The sequence below is a fragment of the Pseudomonas sp. KCJK9111 genome (assembly GCF_046231935.1).
Classification (GTDB): Bacteria; Pseudomonadota; Gammaproteobacteria; order Pseudomonadales; family Pseudomonadaceae; genus Aquipseudomonas; species Aquipseudomonas parafulva_B.
Genome location: NZ_JBJJMO010000036.1, coordinates 17,065 through 38,986, shown reverse-complemented (window position 1 = coordinate 38,986; position 21,922 = coordinate 17,065). Strand labels below are relative to the sequence as shown.

Genomic DNA, 21,922 nt, shown 5'->3' with positions numbered 1-21,922 from the left:
CCGTGAGCAAAAGAGTGACAGGGATGGATAAATCATTCCAATGCAAATATCGTAGCGATTATTCCGTTTTACAACATAATAAAAATCGACTTCGACCTGAGGTGAATCGTGGAATATGAGCTTCAAGACATACGATCTTTCGTGAAAATCGCCGAACTCGGCAGCTTCCACGAGGCCGCCGAAGTGCTGCATCTGTCACAGCCGGCATTGAGCCGGCGGATCAAGAAGCTGGAGGAAGGGTTGGGCACCTCGCTGTTGGAGCGCACTACCCGCCGTGTCAGCCTGACCAGTGTGGGACGCGATTTTCTGCCCAAGGCCAGGCGCCTGCTGGACGACTTCGAGGATTCGATTCTCAGCATCCGGGAGCTGGCCGAGCGCCAGACCGGGCAGGTGACGCTGGCCTGTATCCCGACTGCAGCGTTCTATTTCTTGCCGTCGGTGATCCGCGACTACAACGACCAGTACCCTAAGATCCGCATTCGCCTGTTGGACCTGAGCGCCAATGACGGCCTGGAGGCCGTGCTGCGCGGGGAAGCCGATTTTGGCATCAACATGATGAGCGGCCAGCATCCGGACATCGAGTTCGTGTCCTTGGTGCAGGAGCACTTCGTGCTGGCCTGCCGGCGCGATCACCCATTGGCCAACCGCAATGCAGTGACCTGGACCGAGCTTGCCGACTATCGCTTGATCGGTGTCGGCCGGTTGAGCGGCAACCGCATGTTGCTCGACCACGCTCTGGCCGGGCTGAATCTGCGGCCCAAATGGTTCTACGAAGTGCAGCACCTGTCCACGTCCCTGGGCATGGTCGAGGCCGGGCTTGGCGTATCGGCCATGCCTAGCCTGGCCATGCCCAGTGCAGACCACCCTACCCTGGTAAGCGTGCCGTTGATTGAGCCGGAGGTCACCCGCACTTTGGGCCTGGTCTACCGCCGCGGCGCCTCGCTGTCGCCGGCAGCGGAGAAGTTCGTGTCGATCCTGCTGGAGAAATGGCCGAACCGCTGAGCATGAAACATTCTTTACGCCGGTTAATTCAGCGCTGGGCCCGCCTGCCAATAAGCTATGCGTTTTATTCGGAGTTTTCCCATGCTCAAGACGTTGTCCTGCACGGCACTGCTGATCGCCACCTTTGCCTGCTGTGCCGCAGAGCCCACCCCTGACCAGGCCCCCACGCTGACCGTGCTCAGCTCCGGCGGCATCATGGGCGCCATCCGCAACGTTGCACCGGCTTATGAACACACCTACGGGGTCAAGCTCAACGTGCTCGCCGCGCCGTCGATGGGCCAGACCCCGCAAGCCATCCCGAATCGGCTGCAACGGGGCGAGCCGGCCGATGTGGTGCTGATGGTGGGCTCGGCGTTGGACAAGTTGGTCACCGACGGCAAGGCCGACAAGGCCAGCCGCATCGACCTGGGCAAGTCGTTCATTGCCATGGCCGTACGCAAAGGTGAGCCCAAGCCGGCTATCGGCACAATGGGTGAGTTGCGTCAGGTGCTGCTCGATAGCCCCTCGGTTGCCTACTCCGACAGCGCCAGCGGGGTCTACCTGTCCAAAACCTTGTTCCCGAGCATGAACCTGGGCGAAGGCTTCACACACAAAGCCCACATGATCCCCGCCGAGCCCGTCGGCAAGGTGGTCGCACGCGGCCAGGCAGCCATCGGGTTCCAGCAACTGAGCGAGCTCAAGCCGGTGGCCGGCATCGATATCGTGGGGCTGATCCCGGCCGAGGGGCAAAAGATGACGATGTATTCGGGTGCGGTGGTTGCCAACAGCCAGCACCGGGCGGCGGCCCAGGCGCTGCTTGACTACATGGCCTCTGCCCAGGCGGACGCCGCCATCGAGAAAAGCGGCCTGACCCCGCTGCCGCACACGGCCCACTAAACTTCAACCCTCGCCCGGGCACGTTGATCAAAGGCGTGCCCTGTCGGCGTACCGCAGCGTCTGAGACCCATCCTTCCTCGTTCCCAAGGCCGTCGCGATGCAAGACATGCTGCAAGAGATCCTCGACCAGGTGCGCCCACTGCTCAGCCAGGGTCAGGTCGCGCAATACATCCCCGCCCTGGCCCAGGTCGACCCCAACCAGCTGGGTATCGCAGTGCACAGCCTTGATGGCCAGCTGCACTGCGCTGGCGATGCCTATACGCCCTTTTCCATCCAGAGCATTTCCAAGGTGTTCAGCCTGGTCCAGGCGATCAACCATAGCGGCGAAGACATCTGGTCACGCCTGGGTTACGAGCCTTCGGGGCAAGCCTTCAATTCGCTGGTGCAGCTGGAGGTGGAAAAGGGTCGCCCGCGCAACCCGTTCATCAATGCTGGCGCACTGGTGATCTGCGACATCAACCAGTCACGCTTCGCCACCCCTGCCCTGTCGATGCGCGACTTCGTTCGCCGCTTGGCTGGCAACCCGCGCATCGTCAGCGACACGGTGGTGGCCGAGTCCGAATACCAGCACCGCGCGCGCAATGCCGCCATGGCCTGGCTGATGACTGCGTTTGGTAACTTTCATAACGACGTGGACGCGGTGCTGAGCAGCTACTTCCATCACTGCGCGCTGTCGATGAACTGCGTCGATGTGGCCCGGGGCTTTGCGTTTCTGGCCAACAGCGGCTATTGCCCGCACAGCGGTGAACACGTGCTCGGCGCACGTCAGGCCCAGCAGGTGAACGCGATCATGGCTACCAGCGGCTTGTACGACGAAGCCGGCAATTTTGCCTATCGTGTGGGCCTGCCGGGCAAGAGTGGCGTGGGCGGCGGCATCGTGGCAGTGGTCCCCGGGCGGTACAGCATCTGCGTCTGGTCGCCAGCGCTCAACGCTTCTGGCAATTCGCTGGCAGGTATTCGCGCATTGGAATTGCTGAGTGAGCGCATTACGGGTTCGGTTTTTTCGGCGGTACCTTGAGGGCCATTTCCTACACGTCGGAACCCTTGTCAGACATGCAAACCCCTTGTTTACAGTCAAGTACGACTGCCCCAATTAAAATCCTGATGCACACATAGGCCCTCAGGGAGAGCAGCCATGAGCATCAACAGCAAAAGACGACGTGACCTGAAAAAAGCCAAGAGAAAGCCTGCTATCGGCGGTGGCAGTGGCCTGCAGCCGCGAGCCCTCTACCAGCTGAAGAGCTTTCGCAAAGCGTACATCCAGAGTTGGGGCATCAACTCCGAAGGTCACTTGGCCCAGGGCCACTACCCCTGGATGGCCGAACGCGTGAAGGGCTTCACACGTACTCTGGAGATCGGCTGTGGCGTCGGCCATTCCACGCTGGCGCTGCTGCAACAGGGGCATACCGTCGTGTGCGTGGAAGAGAACCCACAGTGCATTGCGGCGACGCGCAAGCGGCTGGCCGACGAGGGCTTCAGCGTCGAGGTCATTGCCAGGGAAACGCCGGTTAGCCTCGATGAAAACGCCTACCGGCTGATCTACAGCGAAATCCCAGAAGCGTCCGAAGCGGACTGTTTGCTCATCGAGGGCGATGCCCTGAACGACCCCGCCCTCGAAGCATGGCTCGAACGTCAGCCAAAGTTCGACGCCGTCGCGTGCTGGTTGCTCGGTACCCATGATGCCCGAGGGCACAACGTCGCAATCGATCTGGCGCTGATGCCCACAGCCTATGAGCATCGAATCTTCGTGCAGAACAGGGTTTACGAGATCGCCGACCGCATTCTTCGTTCTGGCGGCGTGCTGTCAGTGATCGACCGGGCTCAGACGCCGACCACAGAGGATATGGTCGACACATTGCTGCAGCACCATCGCGAGCAGGCCAGCGTGACGTCCCTGGTGGTGCAACCTGTGGAGCATACGCCGCACGTCGAGTCTGAGCAGCAAGGCGCCATGCGTATGATGTCCACTAACCCCCTCGATGCTGCAATGGCATTCACGCCTGACGACCCACCTAGGATGTCGCTGTGCTCGACGACGTCCGTCAAGCCATGAGACAGGCGGCTCGTACCCAGGCCAGGTGTTCGGGGATGGATTGATCTGCACAGGAAAAAGGTAGGGGTGTGAAAGAACTGGACCAGAGGCAGGCGCGCCCTTAGTTGTCGTTCGGTTCAGTTCCTTCACACACGGGTGCAGTGTCAGGGGATAGAGAGCCCTGCACAACTGGCAAAATTAACAGCTGTGCGGGGCTTGAACTTGCCTCTATTGTTGTATTCGTCTGACCGGTATCAATTCGGCTTTATTAAAGCTTGCCACGTGGAATCCAGGTATTCTGCTCCGCACACTGGACGCCAATCTGCAAATTGTGTTCCTTGAGATAAGGCTCGCCCTGGTTATCAATCAAGTAGAAAACTTCATGCAGATATTGATTTCCAGTGGCGTCCTTGTAACAGCGGAATGCGGTGTTTGCAGGGAAGGCCTTACGAATATCAGAGAACATCGTTTCACGGCCGATCGTCTGCTTGAACGCGGCTTCGTTCGCGAAGGTGACGGCCTTGCGAAACGTTACAAAGTTCTGGAAGTATTGCTCCATCGTCTGGCCTGAACACGTGCCGTGTTTTTTCCATTCGTGCGCGAACATCCCGGCGGGATCGCTGGGCACCAATGCCCTCAAGTCGGCATTGGCGAGCACCTTGTCAATGTCGTCTTCACTCATGGCGCATGCCTTACCCTCTTCACAGGCCGGCGACCGAGTGCAGAACTGAGGATGGCGGTTGGTATATTTCCCAATACTCTCGCTATAGGGCCAAATCCCGTGGGTTAGAAAGCGCTGTGGGGGTTGCTCGCAGCCAGCCGTCGTTGGTTTCATCTTGCAGAACGTCGGTTGCCAGGTCACGGAATACACCAGGAAGCGTGTCGGCGGTGCGTCGGCGTAGGCTTCCTCGTTCGCATCCAACGCCATGGCAGCGTTAATCCAGACGAGCGGAAGAAGAAGCAGGCTTGCGGTCAGTAGGCGCATGAGTTCATTCCCTTGAATAGAAGCGCCGCCGGTGTGACGGCACTTTGATCAGACGGGAATCATGACGAGAGGTCTACTGGCAAAACTATCAGGTCTCGCTCTTCACCCCCGAGCATGCGCTCACATCAAGGCGTACTGAAGCCAATAATGTTGTAGAAAAATTCGTGAGCCTGGCGCTGCCTGCCGACACTCGGGTCCTGCACCCTGACACGATCGTCATCATGCACGACCAGTACATGATCGTGGTCGAGCACTTCCACGCCTTCTGGCTTGTGATTGAACGCCACGGCAGAACCGTCCAGCTGTTTCACAGGCTGGGGCTGGCCTATCTGTTTACCCTCATAAGGCAGCACCCAGAGATAGCCGCCGAGCTCGTCACCCTTTTCAAAACTCGTCACGGCGTAGAAACGGTCTTTGTTGTAACGGTCGAACTCAATGCCGGAGAGCCCCAACTCCGGACGGGGTGAATGGGCAGGGCCCAGCTTTTTAGCCATCTCATCTGCCGGGATACGCCAGACGACTCCAAGTTCATCACCCAAGACGGCCTGTTGCGGGTCGATCCGAAAGGGCACGGACAGTAACAGAAACGAGAACACGGCGGCCTTGCTGTTCTCACCATACTTGCGCACGCCTATCAGCAGCCGATCGTCAGGTGCCGTCGTCAGGGCTTCGATCTGGTAGTAAGGCGACCCTACGGCTTTGCTGATGCGCTCACGCAAATCTCGCGAACTGGCAACATTCCCTCGCGTTGACTCATTGACGATTTTTGCATCGGCAGACGCGCCTACGGGCCAATACAGCAGTGTATTGAGTGCATCTGCCGCAGGGTTTTCTGCCGTCCCCTCTTTGTTGAATGCCGTGATGCCAATCACGTACTTACCGTCCAGCGTGGTTGTGAGCCCTTCATACTTGTCAGCTTGCTTGAGTGTCTGGCTATCCAGGTAACTGGGTTGTCCAGCCAGCCGATTTTGATTGTCCAGCCCGATTGTGAAAATGGCAGGGTCACCAGGGTTGGGCATCTGCTTGTCATTTGCCAATATCACGCGCTCGCCCAGGCGTACGACGCCAGAGACCTCACAGTTCACCGTACTGCCTTTCTCATGACACGCCGCAAGATGCGTTTGCACAGATTGCGCGGCGGCGCTGATCTTTGCTGCGTGGAGGCTAGGCCAATAGGCTGTCGCTCCAGCAAACACGATCACCATGATTGATCTTTTCATTCGAACCTTCCTTGGCAAGGCCATTGCGTTAAAAAGGTAACGTACGTTGAGAACAGCCTGGGTAACACTGGCAATTTTGATAGGTATTTCGGGCTATTTGTTGGCGCTTAGGCCATCGAGGCGTACCGAAAGATTAAGCATTAAGGCCGGCCTGCCACTGTTCCAGCGCACGTAGAGCTAGGTGGCGGATGGGTGAATAGTAAGGCGCTATGAGGGGTACGACCATGGCCTACGAGATCTTTGAGGATTGTATTGTTTGCGGAGCTTGTAAGACCGAATGCCCAACATTTGCTATCTCATCGGTTGATGACAAGTATGTAATAGACGCTCAGAAGTGCACTGAGTGTGGGGCATGTGCAAGCGTTTGCCCAGTCGATGCCGCTAGAGATGAAAAAAGCGACTAAAATTTTATTCAAAAAAAATGCCAAGCGACGATTTGACACGAATAAGGAATGGGCGGTAGTTCAGCGCGTCGTCTTCAAGGACTGCGTTCTTGCCACTGACATTCGCTCAGCGCGGTGTCTAGAGACCGAGTGCCAGCGCAACATCGAAGTGATGTGGCTGATGAACTAACTCAAATCTGACTTAAAGCCATCGCTGATTTCCGCAAGAACAACAAAGCTGCGTTGGCTTCGACATGCAGGGCTATTGTGCGGTTCTGCCGAACTGTCGGTTTTATTGCCTGACACTTGGTTGCAATCGACGGGGAGCAAGTTTCAGGCAGTGGCTTCTTCGCGGCGTCATTTGAGTCTGAATCAACTCAGGCGTCAGGATGAGAAGCTGGATAAGCGGATCGCCCATTACCTGGCTGACCTGGATGCCGCTGATAAGTCTGAGGATGAGCACGTGGTAGATCGCACTGCGATCCAGGCGGCCTTCGCGAGCCTTGAGGCCAAGCAGCAAGACAACCGCAGTTGCCAAGCCTTGATGTAATCGATCGCGTTGGAGCAGTTCAACACACACGAAAGCGAAGCCCGAATAATGCGCACGCCCAAAGGAGCGCGTGTTGCCTATAACGTGCAGACCGCTGTCGACGCAGAGTACTGCTTAATTTTGCATCATGAGGTGACGCAAGAGGGTGACGACCGCAAGCAGCTTGAGCCCATGGCTAACGCTACCAAAGCTGAGCTGGGGCGCAAAGCGCTGACCGTGACAGCTAATAGGGGCTATTCGAATGGCCAGCAGTTCCAAGCGTGCGAGGAAGCTTCCATTACAGCCTACGTGCCGCCAAACCGAACCTCCAACCCAGGCGGCGAGACGTTACTCGAGCGCTAGGACTTTGCCTACGACGCCGAACAGGAACGATACCAGTGCCCGGCAGGTCAGTGGCTAACGCTGAAGCAGCGTCACAAAGGCGACCGGATCGTAAGCGTCCGGCCATGTCAAATTGCTCCTCTAGCTAAAGTCAGCTTCCGACCGTGCCATAGACTGTGTACCATGGGTTGAGGCTTATGCTGCCTGCCGCTCGCACCCTTAAGGAAAGGTGAAAGCATATCTGCTCCAACCCATCCGTATCTCTCTTGATAGTCGGGGTTTGGTAACGCGAGCACCAAGACGCTTCGACTCCAGGAGGAATCATGTCGACAATCGAAAACGCTAAGCGTATGGCCAAGTCTCTTCGCACCTTGCTTGAAGCTCGCGATCACGAGGTAACCCATTCGGTAGCTCTTGAAATGGTGGCTCAGCAACTGGGCTACAAAGATTGGAATACGGCTTCAGCAGCGCTCCCTCATGGTCTGACCGGCTCTGAAATCAAGCTGGAGAAAGCTATTCCAATATTGCGAATGTTCGATGAAGCGAAGGCGAGGGAGTTTTACCTCGATTTTTTGGGCTTCAGTGTCGAATTCGAGCATCGCTTCGAAGTGGATCTTCCCCTCTACCTAGGGCTTAGCCGGGATGGAGTGCAAGTCCACCTTTCTGAGCATCATGGTGACGCAAGCCCAGGAACGACCATTTTTGTTCCCATGCAGAACATTGAGCTGTTTCGGGACGAGTTGATCACCAAACGCTACGGTTTCGGGCGACCCGACATTGTGGAGCAGGGATGGGGAAAGCTTTTGGAGGTATACGATCCTTTCGGTAACCGTATCCGTTTCTGCCAAAGCTGACTTGAATGGTTCCAGGAGTTAGCTTCCGTTCTTAGAAGCAACAAGGCGCCTGTTCAACTAAATGAGATTGAGCAGGCTTCCTTGTATGTAAACATTTGATCTCGGTTAGCTAGGCTGGCGTCCATTGATGCGGTAGCAGTTGTTCGATTTCACTGGCCTTCTGCGTCGGCAACCGCGTCAGCACGTCCTTGAGATACGCATATGGATCATGCCCGTTCATCCGCGCCGACTGGATCAGGCTCATGATCGCCGCAGCTCGCTTACCGCTGCGCAGGGATCCCGCAAATAACCAGTTCGAGCGCCCGAGTGCCCATGGCCGTATTTGGTTTTCGACCTGGTTATTGTCGATGGGCACAGCCCCATCATCCAGGTAGCGCGTCAGCGCTACCCAGCGTTTCAGGCTGTATTCGAGGGCTTTGGCCGTGGCTGATCCATTGGGCACCAGGTCTCGCTGAGCCAACATCCAGTCATGCAGTTTTTTGAGGATCGGCACCGCCAATTCTTGTCGTATTCGCCAGCGCTCTTCATCACTCATGTCCCGCGCCTGACGTTCGACCTCGTACAAGCCGCTGATCGAGTGCAGGGCCTGTTCAGCCAGCTGACTTTTGTTCGCCACGTGCAAATCAAAGAACTTGCGCCGGGCGTGGGCCATGCAGCCGATTTCAGTGATGCCTTGTTCGAAACCGGCTTTGTAGCCAGCGAAGTCGTCGCAGACCAGCTTGCCGTTCCAGTCACCCAGGAAGTTGCGCGCATGTTCGCCAGCACGGCTTGGGCTGAAGTCGTAAACCACCGCTTTGAGCCCTGAAAACGGCGTCGTGCTGTACGCCCAGACATAGGCCCGATGGGTTTTCTTCTCGCCTGGCGCAAGCATTTGCACCGGTGTTTCATCAGCGTGGATCACGCCCTGGTTCAGCACGGCTTCACGCAGTGCATCGACCAGTGGCTGAAGCCGCACGCCGGTTTGTCCGACCCACTGCGCCAGGGTCGAGCGAGCAATTGCCAGCCCGGCGCGGCCAAAGATTTTCTCCTGCCGGTACAGCGGCAAGTGATCGGCAAACTTGGCCACCATCACGTGGGCCAACAAACCTGCGGTCGGGATACCTTTGTCGATAATCTGGGCTGGCACCGGGGCCTGGATCAGGGTTTCGCACTGGCGACAGGCCCATTTGCCCCGCACATGTTGCTCGACGGTAAACACGCCCGGCGTGTAATCCAGCTTCTCGCTGACGTCTTCGCCGATGCGTCGAAGTTGGCAGCCACAGGCGCACTGGGTGTTTTCGGGTTCGTGACGAATCACCGTGCGTGGAAACTGCGGCGGCAATGGCGCACGTTTCGGGAATTGCCGTGGTTCGGCCTGGGGAGCTGCTGGGAGGAGCTGTCTTAGCTCGGCCTCAATAGCCTCAAGGTCTGTGTCGAGCAAGTCATCCAGCAGGCTACTTTGCGCCGGGCTGATTTGCTCGCTGCGCTTGGCAAACTTGTGCCGTTTGAGCAGGGCAATTTCGTAAGTGAGCTGATCAATGACGGTTTGATCGTTCTGGATCTTCTTGCTCATAGCCTCGATCTGGGACTGCAACTGCAACGCCTGTGCCGCCAAGGCACGAAGCTGTTCCGGGGTCATCTGGTCGAGGTTGGGCGAGAAAGTCATGCCGCCGATTGTGCCAGAGCAGGCTCGGGGCGACGACAAGTAGACCGGCCAAATGGCCGGCGTTTACAGCATGCTAATCACACCGCCTGCACCGACGCGCTGCCACGGCAGGCCCAGCACCAAGGCCTGGAGTTGTTCGCTGTCGAGTTCGACCTCAGCGCCATGGCGAATGCCCGGCCAGTGGAACTTGCCCTGGTTTAGTCGCCGCGCAGCAAGCCAGACGCCCACGCCATCGTGCACCAGCACCTTCATCCGGTTGGCCCGGCGATTGGCGAACAGGTAAGCGCAGTGCGGCTTCGCCGCACCGAACACCGCGATCACTCGGGCCAATGCGGTTTCGGTACCGGCGCGCATGTCCATCGGCTCGGTAGCCAGCCAGATGGCATCGATGCGGATCATTGAGCGACAGCCCGGATAAATTGCGCGCAACCCTCGGGATCTGAGGTTGGCCATTTCACTGTGATCACTTGGCCGGCCATGGGCAACTCGATGACCACTGAGGCCTCGACTGGCCGTTTAGGTGTGGCTTTTAGCGGGACGAATGCCGGTAGTGAAGCTGCTGTGGGCTGATCTCGATAGAGCGGCAGCCATTTGCGGATAACGTTGGCATTGATGCCATGGCTGATGGCGACACTGGAAATGGATGCGCCAGGTTGCAGGCATTCCTGAACGACCTGGGCTTTGAACGGTTTCGGATAAGAGCTTCGTTGGCGCATGGAAATCCTGGCGATAAGGGTGATCGCGTCCGCTTAAAAATACGCGGACACCATCGCCCTTAAAACTGGAGTTCGGAAGGTGAGTTCGCCGGACGCTTACACCGGATCTACCAGGCGGCGATCAGTGATTGCGCCGGTTGTGCGCTGAAAACCCAATGCACGACGGCCAGGCACCGCTATGTTTCGCGCCACGCTCGAGAGAAAACCTTTAGGCGTAGGGCGCAGCGGATGCGACTGCACTCAGAGATGATGGAACGGCGCAGGTCCATCGTGGAGCACCCGTTTGGCAATCTCAAGCAATGGCTATTTGGGAACGGGCGTTTACTGCGGCGACAACTCGAAGGCACAAGCGCTGAAATGGCTCTGGCCGTGACCGCTTACAACCTCAAGCGGGCGATCAGATCCTGGGTGCCGAGCAAATGATGCAACCAATGGGCTGATGAACCTCTTTCAGCATAAAAAAAACGCCCCGAACAAGTCGGGGTGCTTGGTCCGGGGCCTGTCAGTGTGTTTTCACACAGTCTGCTAAGCGTCTTATTTCGATGACCTAAGAAACCGGGGCCGATTTACGGCACCTGAGCACAGCAGCCACAGTACGCCGTCGAGCATCAGGCGATCGTTTGATCGCGGCCTGCCTTTGGAGTGAAGATATCTGCGATTCACGTCACAAGCTTCATTTGATAGTTCGTAGCGCTTGGCCATCACAGAATTTGTTTGGGTAGACAGCTTCAAAATTCACAGAATTTTGGCTTTCCGGTCACAGCAGTCCATTTGCCGGAATCTCAGTCAGCGCCTAGATCAAAAATATGAGTGGTAGTTGCGAAACACCACATTAGGCCACCGTGACTGCGGCCTAGAACGAGAGCGGCAGGCTCGATGGGCCGGCCTTTTGCCCGGCGTCAGAGGAGGCTCGGGTGGCGCGTACGGCAGTCGAGTCGATCATCCGGATTTATAAATCGATGCACTTGCGGCGCGGCGATTGGCTTTCTCGGGATTTAGTACATAACCTAGTATTTTTGTCAGGTGACAAAAGGTGATACGCGCCGGAGCATACGACTCAATGACGTTGCGCAGCAAGTCCTGCTCCCCCACTAATCAGGAAATCAGCCATGAGTCGCTTCCTGGATGCTCGTGTCAATGGTTATAACAAAAGCGTTATCGACAATGCAGGCCTGAAGAGAGGTCAGCGGATTCATGTTAATGGCGATGGCTGTTGGTTTTTGCAAGCCGAGTCCACTCAGCTCCACGTTCTGTATGTGGATAAGAATGGCAAATTTACTGAGGACTATGCACGCCGTTACCCTGTCACCGTGCCTTACACGAGCATCGAAACGATCTCCGAGGTACCCTGCGCAGAGATCAGTTTAGAGAGCCAAGATCCCGAAAACTATCGGCTGCTGGAACAAGCCTATCAAGAGGGTTTTGGTGATCTGACCCGTGCAGGCGCCAAACTCGTAACACTGGACGACATCAAAGAGCAATCAACACGGAGCGTACCTGTATTGATTGAAATCAAGCCCGATGTGGTCGACACGCCCGACGCAATATATGGATATGGTGTGGCACTCGCCGACACGTATGGCATTCTTTGTTATCTGGATGCACCTCCATCAATGACTGGCACACACGTCAGCGTCTCACGCGATAGTGCACTTGAACAACGTGCAGCCTCACTCGGTAGGGCCTATGGTATTGTTTATCACTTTAGATTGGCATTCATTGACAGTATCAAGAAATCGAACATTCATGCAATTTACGCATTGACGGATCTGCCTGAACTCACCGACCTCAAGACGCTGTTGGTGAGGCGCGCTCAGACGCAGAACGCGCTGATTGCCGCAGGTGCGATTAGCGTAGAGCGTGCTCAGTGGGCAAAGTTAAGCGATCGTCCAGGCCCCTTCCTGGTGGAACTCCATTCGCCAGAACAGTTCGTAAAAGTTGATTCGGATGAAGAGGAGGAAGTCTCGGCTGAACGTGCATCGTCAGCTTATGACGGCATCTTTGGCATGATCAGTAATGTTCAGAAATGGTCAGCGTCTGCAGGCAGTCTGCAGGTCACCTGTGATGAGAGCACTAAACAAATATATGAAGCACTTATCACTCAGGTGGACGCTGCTTCGCGCTATGCGACGGTCGAAACAATTACACTTCCTTGGGGTAGTATAAAAACCATCTACAGTATGGCCGACGTCAAGTTGGAGCAGGACACCCCGGCACCGGCCCATGACACTCCAGAACGTGTGCCCGCCTGGTGGGGGGAAAGCGAAACACCGGCTGATAATGACACCCTCCCAAACATGACTGGCTTCGAGCCCGCGCAGCTTGGCGCTGGTCAGGAAGTCTGGCGTAGCCTGAATTACCTGCTCGCGGATCGGGATTTGCAGGTCGATGAATACCTCCATGCCTGGGTCATCAATGAAACCGATGGAAGCATCGTCAAGCACGTCGCATGGAAAGCCGCAGAGGCAACATTAGCGTTGGCCAAATGGCCAGAGGAATTTTTAAAGGCGGTCAATGCTGCTCCAGTTGACCCCCAAGGTTACAAATGGCTGTGCGCGGGTCATTTGACCGTAGCAGGTGAGCTGAGTGTATCCGAGAGTGGCAGCCCTACCACGGCGGCTTTCACCGCGCTCACGTCCACCGGCAAAGATAATCTCAATCGACTTTGGGTCTATGGAAGCGGGCTGCGGCTTTTCACCAATGCTCCATTCGTGGCCAATCAGGCCATTGTCAGTCGACTGTCCGATAGCCCCCCGCCGCCAGGTGAGAGCATTTCGGTGCAAGTGCGTGATCGAACGTCCTTGCGTTTGTATGAAACGTATCTGTTCGAGCCAACGATCGACCCCGAGCGTTCTGACGACCCCAGCATAACTGCGGCTCTATGGAGCAAGGCGCTGTGTAGCCACATCAATGCCAAGTGCCAGGATAGGCGTTACGGGCTACTGCGGGCGGGCGTACTGGGCAGTGATGGCGTCACTATTGAACCCGCCGACAAAGGTAATGCGTTGTGGGTTGCACAACACGCTGATCTGTCGGTGGAATTGGACTCGATGGTTTGGCAGAAATACCGCACGGCCACCACGTTTACACCACAGCCAGGGTCCGTCATCCAGATCTGGCTCTATGATCGCTATAGCGCGGAGCAGCTGCCCGGCTCCCCTCTGCGATACACAGTGAAAAGTACCGACGCTACAGCGGCGAAATGTCTTGAATCACTCGCCCAGGCACTTCATGCATCGGACCTGGGCGAGTACCTACGGTTAGGCACGCGTGACTCGGCGCAAGGCAAACCCACTGGCACCGAAGACTGGATGCTTTGGCATATGCCTTTACCTGTCAGGATAGTGGTCACGGGTGTACCCGGGTTGACCAGTGGCTATGAGCCGGCGCTTGAGACGCCGGAAGGCCAGCCACTCACGCTTGGTGAGCTGTACAAAAATTTCAAGGATGGACTGACCCTGGCATTGAGTGACCGCTGGACCGGGCAGGTTGTTGATTCCTGGGACTTCACGCAGGCGGAGGATGAATTGGACACAGGGACCGATGCTGCGCGCTTTGCGAAGTGGGTCAAGGGGTTGGGGGAGCTGGTGGCATCGAGCTTTGCGAGGTGGGGTACGCGTCAAGCGATCCTGACCCAGCCAGACGTCGAGGCCAACGACTTGGCCGATCGAACCCTCTGGTTACCCAAGGACGCTGAAGTTGTGCTGGTTGCTCACCGTCTTATCACTGCATCTTTATACAAATCAAGAAAACCGCCAAAGCTCGAACAAAGGATAATTTACAAGCGCAACCAGCTGATATGGGAAGAGGCACAGTATTACAGTTACTATACGGAATGGACCTCCCAGACGGACTATTCGACACAGTTTTCGAAAATCCTCAGTTGGGGGGATGATGTTCTTACCGCTCGCGATGTGGGCGAAATACGGTCTCGCTATTTCTCGTACAATCCAACCTCTGTCAAGACGATTACTTATGCCGACTTTCAATTTAAAGGCCCATCAGCCAATACACCCGTACTGGTGGCGTCCAGGCTCGCACGCGACGATCTTTTATACGCGCGGAACGATGTTTGGCAACTTCAATATCCATCCAACCATATCACCCAGCGCCGGGCAGGCAGCGAGGGCCATGTTGTCGTTCAATTTACCAAGCCAGATCACGACTATCTTTACCTGTTGGGCATATTGAGAGTTATACAGGCGACCCGTGACAACGAAAGTTTGAACGAGAAAAAAATGAGCGATTCCGTAAGGAATGCGATGCGGAGTGGGTGGTTTGATGCCGCTGCAAAAAAACTCACCAGCATCGATGCGTTGAGGCCTCAGGATACAGCTTGTTTTAAACAGGCTGATGAACTGGTTTCAGCGTTGGCAAATACGGAGCTACTGGCAGTAATCGAGCACTATAAAATCGCTTTCCTTGAGGTCACGATCAAGTGTGAATATAATTGGTTTTTAAGAGCCTACAGTCTTAATTCAGTTCAAGTCCAAAACATGTTTTATGATCTGCCCTTGGTGAGAGAAATATGTAGACCTGAAGATGAAATACAGGAAATTTTCAATAAACTCTGCACTCTGCCGGCAACATCCCCTGAAATTTCCAGCATAAAATCCGAACTCCTTGAATCTGCTAGGCGCGTGGTGCTCGGAGAGGAGAAAACGTACTCCGAGGCAACCTGGACCACCCTACAAGCCTTAGGGAAATTGGACATTGCACATGAGCCGCTACTCGTTCAGTTACTCTGCGGTGAACAGAACCCAGATCAGCATCATCTTCACCTTCAATTAACGCCAGCGGCCCGGGCAAAAGGGTTCCGCATCATTGACTACTCCGCGGACCTCTCCCCAGACATACGCCGTATCTATGAGCTTTCTCCGGACTTGCGGTCCTGGAATGGAGGCATTCATCTCCACATACCTGAAGGTGCAACGCTCGATCGCGCCGATGGCTTATGCAGCGCCAGCTATGTCAACCGCTCAGGAATCACCCCCGCCTTCTTTAATACAGCCTATTCGAACGGGGCCTTGGGGCCCATGCCACTCACCATTGAAATGCCGTTCAAAGGCCGCACCTTCATCCCGAAAGACTCGCTTTGCGCCGACTACGCCGGCACCCTGGGTTCTGAGCTCTATGACGTCAGCGGCGCCAGCGAAAATGGTGTCGACAGCAAAACCGGCTTGTTCCACGCCCATTACCCCGTGGGCGTCATACGCGGACTGGCAGGCAAAGGCCCGGAGCTTGACCTGACCCTGCATTACGCCGCCACCCGCGCAAACGAAAGTGCGTTGGGCGACGGCTGGGCATTTCGCTTTAGCGTCTACGACAATCGCCTCCACCGGTTGACACTGCATAGCGGTCAGACCATTACCCTCACCGCCGAACATGTGGGCCAAGCGAACGGTAAAAAGCGCTTGACCATCAATGGCGTTACGCTCACCGGCGCCAAGGGCAATCACGGCGCCCTGACCGGCTTGACCGTAGTGTTCCCAAGCGGGCGCAGTGAAGTCCTGGCCAAGCCCGACCCTCATGATGGCAAGGAAGCAAGTGAGAACTACAAAGAAGCTTTCGTCAGCAAAGTAAAAAAACTCAAAGAAAACCTTGAGCAATGGCTCAAGGAGTCAGGTGTCAGCAAAGAGCAAAAAGAAACGCTACAGGCCAAAATCCAAGAGCTGAGCAAGCTCGAGAGCGATATCAAACGCAAGGCGTATCTTCTGGTTCCTCGCAGTATCACGGCATCGCAAGGCGGTGTGCTCACGTTGTCCTGGGAAGGTAAGGAAGGCCACGTACATTTGCAGCATATCGCTGATGGCGACACCACGCTAATGATCGCCAGCCACGAGACACCTGTAGCAGAGGGTGAATACAGCTCCACATTCACTGTGTGGCCCGATACCGAAGAGACTTACACGGTCAAATTGTGTATCAAAGACTGTCTGCTCACGCAACTGACACGCCAGGGCAAGAACGATGCAAAGCCAGTGCAGACAGTCGTGTTCGGGTACGAAGGTGAACCGGTTCTGGACCGCGTGCTGTGCTCAATCGCTGAGGAGGACGGCTCGCTGGAGGCCGTTAGTTACGGGCCGACGTGGAAGGACTGGGATAACAGTAGCGACAGCCTCATTCCTTTGTCGCGGGTTTTGCGCCACACGCTGGTGCCTGGCGCCGGGCAACTGCCCATCACCCATATATGGGAGTGGCATGGCAGCAGTTCGCTGATGAAAGAAGGCGCGACGTTCTCGTCGACCTGCAGCCTGGACAGCGGAAGCCATCGCGAAGGGCCCTCCACGTCACGTACCTGGACGCTCAAGAATGGTTTTATCGTCGAAACCCAGGTCGTCGAGAAGCTTTCGCATCTGGTCCGGCAAACCACCAGCATGATCTACCCCGACACGGTCGCCAGCAGTGATCCCGCAGTCAGGTTCCGCCTGGCTACGCAGCCCATCAGCACGACAGTGACCACTGAAGATTTGCGTGCCCATTCTCAGCCCACTGCACCCGTGGACACTGTTGTCGATAAATCCGCAGAGGAGCGTCATCCATGACTACCGACCTCAATGCAAGCCGCAGTGACGAGGCATTCACCGCAGCAGGAACTGTGAGCAAGACGTCGAGCTTCACATACGACCAAGACTCAGGGTTGCTCACCAAAACAGTGTTGGACGATGGTCAGACAACGCATTTGTGCTATTACCCGGTAAAGTCAAGTGCTGAAAAAGCGGATCGTAGCGATCAGGTTCCTGCGCTGGCATCGCTTTTGAAAGGGTTCAAATTGGAGAAGGATGAGTCTGCTCTTTCTACAGTAGCGCTTGGATGCACTGAAATCCCCGATGTCAACAACCCGCCTCTTCTTGCGCAATGCAGTTATCTGACGTTTCCGGACGGCAGTTGCTCGGAAATGAACATCAGCCTTTACAGCTACACGAGCGCTCACAAAAACAGCGGTGGTGGGTTGATCCCTGACACGACACTAAGTCTGGAGGGCGTTAAGGTGGAGACCTCCACTACGCCATGGACAGTTGCCAAAGCACCTGGTCGCCAAGGGCTGGTCGTCACCTTGCAGCAGGTCAGCAGCACTCTGAGTGACACAGATGTTAAGACCGAAACGACTTCGACCCGCTGGTTCAAGGACAATCATGCCCGGCAGACACAAAAGCTGACTGAGACCACCACCATCGATACCAGCGCCGGCACCTTGCAGGTGAAGAGCCAATCGCCCCTCACAGTTGGAGCGCTGAATCTCACTGCCACCCTGGCCCAACACATTCGCTCCGCACGAAGCGGCCGCGTGCTGGTCGATACCGATCAAGATGAATTGGGTAGGCCAGCATCGATGGCTTACTACACGTACGATGCCCGAGATCGTTTTTTGACGAGCACCACGTATGCCTGGAATGCCGAGAAATTTTCCTCAGAACCTGAAGACCTCAAGGCCCTGTCGGAAACGACACAGCAATGGATAGAAACAGGCAACGGAACCTGGATCGTCACGGTCGGCCCAGATGGTCGCAAGGGCCGCACCTTGCTTGATGGTCTGCAACGTCCCGTTCGGCGAGAACTGCAGCGCGCAGCAGGTAGCGACGACTCAGCCCAGAATTACGTCTGCCTTGAGGAAGTCGTTTACGGCGCAGACGGTGAGCCGCAACAGCAGTGCATTTATGACTATCACCCAGGGGGGTTATGCGTTCGTAATGACGGCGCGAGCCTGCCTGCTTCACTTCGGGACTGGTTCTGGCAAGCCGAGGCGTGGGATGACCAAACCAAGCCAGATGGTACACAAATTCAGCGGGTCGAAACGCTCACCGGCACAATGCTGCGAGGCCCTCTGCACAGCGTTGAGAACACCCAGACCAACCAGGCAGATGGTAGTGTCACGCTTGCGGTCAGTCATAAGCGCTGGGGCGCGGCGAGCCAAAAAATGGAGGCTACTGGACTGAGTTGCGAGCAACGAATCAACAGCCGCGGCCTGTGCGATCAGGTCATCGAGACGGTAGGAAACGTTAACCGGAAGTGGACGCTCGCCTACGATGAGCTCGGCCGCCGGACCCAAACGACCGCGCCAGACGGCACGGTCGTGACATGGGCGTTCAAAGGGCTCAGCACTGTTCCTACCAAAGTCAGTATTCAGGCCATATCAGGCGCCGTGCAAGAATTGGGTAGACAGACTGTGCGTGGTGAGGGAAACGACGGCTCGGATATCGAATCAAGAGTGGTAGGCGCCGAGGGCTCAACGCAAAAAATCACCTTCATAAGCGATGGTTATCAACGCCCTGATGGTACGAATGTGTGGAATGAAAGCAGCGCCGATGGCAACAGTGTGTCGTGGTACATAAAGGGCAATCAAGCGGGTGCAGTCAAGGCGAAGATCACAACTTTCACCTACAACGAGATCACCCAGGCCGTCAATCTCGAGCGCCTCGAAGCATCAGTAAACCTACAAAGCAAGATCAGTACCGAGAGCCTCTCGCCCCGCTTGTTAGGGCAGACTTTGACAACCCGCACACTGCGTGGCATGCACCAGCGTGAGCATGTTCAACAGTCGCTACGGGGAGACATCAGTCAAGCGAGCTTCAACAATGGCATCGCCACCCGCGTCTGGCACGATGGACAGAACAGACGCATTCGGGTACGACGCATGGGCCTGGACTATCGCTATCGCTATGCTGGGCAGGGTGAGATCGACCGGTTGCTTGTGAGTGATCGGGCCAACGGCAGAACACTGCTGGCGTCCTTCGCTTACGATACCCTTGGCCGGGAAACTCAGCGTACCTACCACCTCAATGGCGAGATTAAGAGCCGCTATGAGCAAACATGGTCGGTAAGCGGGCAGCTCTTGAGCAAATCGTGGTTCCGTAACGGTGAAAGCGAGGCGACCCGTAGCGAAACCTTCGCCTATGAGACCCATCGCAACGAACTCAAGCAATGGAGCGTTCGGGCATCCAAAGGCTACGAGATTCAAGACAAGAACCAGAAAGGCATCCAAGACCAAGCTTACACTTATGACGCGCTAGGCAACCTGCTTACGTGCGTCACGACCTTCCTTGACGGCGCAAGCGAAACACGCAAATTCGTTTACGGCAATGCACTGCAGCCTACCCAGCGCACAGGCATCATTGTGACGCACACCCCTAACGGGGGCAAAGCGGGCAAGTCGACAACGCACACCCTGGTCAGTGACAAGAACGGCAGCCTTACCACTGATGACTCAGACCACCAATTCGTCTATACGCCCGTTGGCCAACTTCAGTCTGTGACTAACGTCAAGGATCGCACGCTGCTTGCCAGTTATGAATATGACCACATTGGTCGTCTGGCCTCTCAATGGGATGAAAACAAGCAACAGCGACGGGTCATGCAATACAAGGGCGACCAACTGTGCGGAGTCGTATGGTTAGATGCGAGGGACACACCAGTGCGGGGCACGGTGCTGGATGAGGAAGCCGGCCTGGTAGTGCAATGCCAAGAGATGAGCGAGGCGGCTACCGCCGCTCACTACTGCTTCAGATTGCCCGATCCGCAAAATGGTGGCGCAGAAGAGTACTCGATGGATGCCCGCGGCGACTGGGTAAGTCAATCTATAGGTTTGACGCCGTGGGGTGAAGCTTCCCTGGATAGCCTCAATGCGCTCAACAGTGGTCTTGGCTACAACGGCCAGTGTGTCGACCCGGTAACAGGCGCCTACCACTTGGGTAACGGCTATCGCGTGTACGACCCTCGATTCCAGGCTTTTTTCCAGGGCGACAGCCTGAGCCCGTTTGGTGAGGGCGGGCTGAACGACCGTGCGTACTGCGCAGGTCGGGATCCGGTGAACTGGCATGATCCGAGCGGGCACATCATGATCAGTCGCCGGGAGGAGGCTTCGACGCTTGCGTCCCTGGACGAAATGATCCACGAAACTGCCCCGCCTCATCATGAGCCTGCGGCGTGGTGGGAATGGCTAGTATTAGCGGGTGTTCTGGTGCTAGGTGTCATTGGCGCGATTCTTACAGGCGGTTTGCTCGGCGTCTTGTTACTCGCCGTCGCTGGCCTTGCATTCGGATTGGGAGCGGCGGAACTGTCCTTGCGGCAGAGTAACCCGGCGTTGTCGTCGAAATTGGGCTGGGCATCCCTGGCGGTCGGCCTGTTCGATGCGTCTGGAAAAGGTTTGGCCAAGTTAGGTAGCGTGCTGCTCAGAGGTGCAAGCAAAGGTGTAAGAGCGTTGAATACGTTGCGTACCTCAATGCTGAGGCGGGTTGAGGGCTTGTACAGCTCACTGTCCAAAGGTGCTCGCCGTGGCCTCGGTAACATCACGGAGCGACTCTTGTACCGTGTTGAGACGGTATCAAAAGCGCCAGTCAAAACAATCCCTGGACGGGTATCGAAACAACAGAGGGACGCGCTCAATGCGAGTCGTCCTGCTACACCTCCCAGCAATGTCTCACCACCGCGTACACTGCATGTGCCTCATGTTGTCACGGTAGACGATCTGGGTGATTATCAGCTTTATCGTAGAGCCTATGACCCATCAGACAGGGTCGTCATGTCATTCCATGGAATGAACTCAGTGAGAGGAGGCAAAGTAGAAATTCCAGCACATGCGCAACTCAATCACTATGCTCCCGCCACGGGTACTGCGAACACCGATATCGCGTATATACGAGGAACGAATACAGTTGCACGAGATGTAGGGTTGGAGCGAGTTGCCGCAGGGACTGGCAATGTGACCAAGGTCGTGCCAGGCAGTCACTTTACCTCCAACTATGTCATCGAGCATTTTGAAAAATTCTCCGATTTGCACCTGCGTCAACTTGTGGAAAAATACAATGTCGATGTTTTGGTGCTTAAGCCGAAGTCGGGACCGCGACCACTCGCCAACGCCTTAAATACGTTGGACAGCGCAGGTCACTCCTACAAGGTTTACGACTTTGTCGCCTGTCGTGCATCCGAACTGAAAATGAATATTCCGTTCATGAAGTTACCTTCTAGCAAAATCTAGAAAAGTGGACCACCGAAGTTTTCGCTATAAGTCGAAGGGTTTGAGGACTGGGATTTTTCGACTTTAGGGTCATGGCGCATCATGATGAACAGCCGTTGGATTATCTCGGCCTGGGTCCTGTGAACCACAGGACCCAGGCGGATAAGTTATTTCCATCCAGACTTTCGGATAGCCGATGTCGCGCAGACAAGGTCCCGCGTATGCCATACCCCGTCAGCAACCCCGCATACCCATACGGTGCAAGGCCGAATTTAGCGTGTTCTCACTCATCCTCTCGTTGAGGTGGTAGCGATCGGCAAAGACATATTTCTGCGCCGGACGCATCTGCCGCAGCAACTGCCTAACGACATGCTTGACCTGCTC

The 21,922-nt window shown here is 56.0% G+C and carries 13 protein-coding genes and 3 pseudogenes; 10 read left to right on the top strand and 6 right to left on the bottom strand.

Annotation, left to right across the window (positions count from 1 at the left end; all coding sequences use genetic code 11):
* The first annotated feature begins 108 nt into the window (after positions 1 to 108).
* The 4 genes from ACK59L_RS13580 to ACK59L_RS13565 all read left to right on the top strand — a co-directional run bounded on the left by ACK59L_RS13580 (position 109) and on the right by ACK59L_RS13565 (position 3,931).
* Positions 109 to 1,002, top strand: a complete 894-nt coding sequence (locus ACK59L_RS13580; protein WP_058605064.1) for a LysR family transcriptional regulator — start codon at positions 109 to 111, stop codon at positions 1,000 to 1,002.
* Positions 1,003 to 1,083: 81 nt separating this feature from the next.
* Entirely contained in the window at positions 1,084 to 1,878 is a 795-nt protein-coding gene (locus tag ACK59L_RS13575) for a substrate-binding domain-containing protein (RefSeq protein WP_409274157.1), read from the top strand.
* A gap of 97 nt (positions 1,879 to 1,975) precedes the next feature.
* A complete protein-coding gene (gene glsB, locus ACK59L_RS13570) occupies positions 1,976 to 2,896 on the top strand; it encodes a glutaminase B (RefSeq protein WP_409274155.1) in 921 nt (306 codons plus the stop codon).
* Between the two features lie 117 nt (positions 2,897 to 3,013).
* Positions 3,014 to 3,931, top strand: coding sequence for a methyltransferase domain-containing protein (locus ACK59L_RS13565; RefSeq protein ID WP_409274153.1), 918 nt, complete (start codon positions 3,014 to 3,016; stop codon positions 3,929 to 3,931).
* 247 nt (positions 3,932 to 4,178) lie between these two features.
* Here the strand turns inward: ACK59L_RS13565 and ACK59L_RS13560 are convergent, their stop codons facing one another.
* Positions 4,179 to 4,895, bottom strand: a complete 717-nt coding sequence (locus ACK59L_RS13560) for a ribonuclease T2 family protein (RefSeq protein WP_409274151.1) — start codon at positions 4,893 to 4,895, stop codon at positions 4,179 to 4,181.
* 125 nt (positions 4,896 to 5,020) lie between these two features.
* Positions 5,021 to 6,115, bottom strand: a complete 1,095-nt coding sequence (locus ACK59L_RS13555) for a hypothetical protein (protein WP_409274149.1) — start codon at positions 6,113 to 6,115, stop codon at positions 5,021 to 5,023.
* A gap of 209 nt (positions 6,116 to 6,324) precedes the next feature.
* On the opposite strand from ACK59L_RS13555, the gene ACK59L_RS13550 reads away from it, so the two are divergent.
* From ACK59L_RS13550 to ACK59L_RS13540, 3 genes and pseudogenes are all read left to right on the top strand, one after another.
* Positions 6,325 to 6,519, top strand: coding sequence for a 4Fe-4S binding protein (locus ACK59L_RS13550; protein WP_409274147.1), 195 nt, complete (start codon positions 6,325 to 6,327; stop codon positions 6,517 to 6,519).
* A 100-nt stretch (positions 6,520 to 6,619) separates the two neighbouring features.
* A pseudogene (locus tag ACK59L_RS13545) lies at positions 6,620 to 7,480 on the top strand (IS5/IS1182 family transposase); the annotation flags it as partial.
* Positions 7,481 to 7,692: 212 nt separating this feature from the next.
* The gene (locus ACK59L_RS13540) at positions 7,693 to 8,223 is read left to right on the top strand and encodes a glyoxalase superfamily protein (protein ID WP_409274145.1); all 531 of its coding nucleotides are present in this window, start codon (positions 7,693 to 7,695) and stop codon (positions 8,221 to 8,223) included.
* A gap of 109 nt (positions 8,224 to 8,332) precedes the next feature.
* Here the strand turns inward: ACK59L_RS13540 and tnpC are convergent, their stop codons facing one another.
* The 3 genes from tnpC to tnpA form a co-directional block, all read right to left on the bottom strand.
* Complete coding sequence (tnpC, locus tag ACK59L_RS13535) at positions 8,333 to 9,868, bottom strand: IS66 family transposase (protein WP_409274143.1); 1,536 nt, start codon at positions 9,866 to 9,868, stop codon at positions 8,333 to 8,335.
* 63 nt (positions 9,869 to 9,931) lie between these two features.
* Positions 9,932 to 10,267: an IS66 family insertion sequence element accessory protein TnpB gene (tnpB, locus tag ACK59L_RS13530; RefSeq protein WP_409274141.1), complete on the bottom strand. Its 336-nt coding sequence runs from the start codon at positions 10,265 to 10,267 to the stop codon at positions 9,932 to 9,934.
* On the bottom strand, positions 10,264 to 10,584 hold the full coding sequence (gene tnpA, locus ACK59L_RS13525) for an IS66-like element accessory protein TnpA (protein WP_409274139.1): 321 nt from the start codon (positions 10,582 to 10,584) through the stop codon (positions 10,264 to 10,266). The genes tnpB and tnpA overlap by 4 nt, the downstream gene beginning before the upstream one ends.
* Positions 10,585 to 10,686: 102 nt before the next feature.
* On the opposite strand from tnpA, the pseudogene ACK59L_RS13520 reads away from it, so the two are divergent.
* A pseudogene (locus tag ACK59L_RS13520) lies at positions 10,687 to 11,024 on the top strand (transposase); the annotation flags it as partial.
* A 393-nt stretch (positions 11,025 to 11,417) separates the two neighbouring features.
* Here the strand turns inward: ACK59L_RS13520 and ACK59L_RS13515 are convergent.
* A pseudogene (locus ACK59L_RS13515) lies at positions 11,418 to 11,527 on the bottom strand (IS5/IS1182 family transposase); the annotation flags it as partial.
* Positions 11,528 to 11,693: 166 nt separating this feature from the next.
* Between ACK59L_RS13515 and ACK59L_RS13510 the strand changes: the two are divergent.
* Together ACK59L_RS13510 and ACK59L_RS13505 are read left to right on the top strand one after the other, a co-directional pair.
* Positions 11,694 to 17,129, top strand: a complete 5,436-nt coding sequence (locus ACK59L_RS13510; protein WP_409274137.1) for a hypothetical protein — start codon at positions 11,694 to 11,696, stop codon at positions 17,127 to 17,129.
* Entirely contained in the window at positions 17,126 to 21,559 is a 4,434-nt protein-coding gene (locus ACK59L_RS13505; protein WP_409274135.1) for an RHS repeat-associated core domain-containing protein, read from the top strand. The genes ACK59L_RS13510 and ACK59L_RS13505 overlap by 4 nt, the downstream gene beginning before the upstream one ends.
* Positions 21,560 to 21,922 lie beyond the last annotated feature (363 nt).

What these genes read in the sequence shown, in the direction of transcription:
- ACK59L_RS13575 (WP_409274157.1), top strand. Translation starts at nt 1,084, where the DNA reads ATGCTCAAGACGTTGTCCTGCACGGCACTGCTGATCGCCACCTTTGCC.
- glsB (WP_409274155.1), top strand. Translation starts at nt 1,976, where the DNA reads ATGCAAGACATGCTGCAAGAGATCCTCGACCAGGTGCGCCCACTGCTC.
- ACK59L_RS13565 (WP_409274153.1), top strand. Translation starts at nt 3,014, where the DNA reads ATGAGCATCAACAGCAAAAGACGACGTGACCTGAAAAAAGCCAAGAGA.
- ACK59L_RS13560 (WP_409274151.1), bottom strand. Translation starts at nt 4,895, where the DNA reads ATGCGCCTACTGACCGCAAGCCTGCTTCTTCTTCCGCTCGTCTGGATT.
- ACK59L_RS13555 (WP_409274149.1), bottom strand. Translation starts at nt 6,115, where the DNA reads ATGAAAAGATCAATCATGGTGATCGTGTTTGCTGGAGCGACAGCCTAT.
- ACK59L_RS13550 (WP_409274147.1), top strand. Translation starts at nt 6,325, where the DNA reads ATGAGGGGTACGACCATGGCCTACGAGATCTTTGAGGATTGTATTGTT.
- ACK59L_RS13540 (WP_409274145.1), top strand. Translation starts at nt 7,693, where the DNA reads ATGTCGACAATCGAAAACGCTAAGCGTATGGCCAAGTCTCTTCGCACC.
- tnpC (WP_409274143.1), bottom strand. Translation starts at nt 9,868, where the DNA reads ATGACTTTCTCGCCCAACCTCGACCAGATGACCCCGGAACAGCTTCGT.
- tnpB (WP_409274141.1), bottom strand. Translation starts at nt 10,267, where the DNA reads ATGATCCGCATCGATGCCATCTGGCTGGCTACCGAGCCGATGGACATG.
- tnpA (WP_409274139.1), bottom strand. Translation starts at nt 10,584, where the DNA reads ATGCGCCAACGAAGCTCTTATCCGAAACCGTTCAAAGCCCAGGTCGTT.
- ACK59L_RS13510 (WP_409274137.1), top strand. Translation starts at nt 11,694, where the DNA reads ATGAGTCGCTTCCTGGATGCTCGTGTCAATGGTTATAACAAAAGCGTT.
- ACK59L_RS13505 (WP_409274135.1), top strand. Translation starts at nt 17,126, where the DNA reads ATGACTACCGACCTCAATGCAAGCCGCAGTGACGAGGCATTCACCGCA.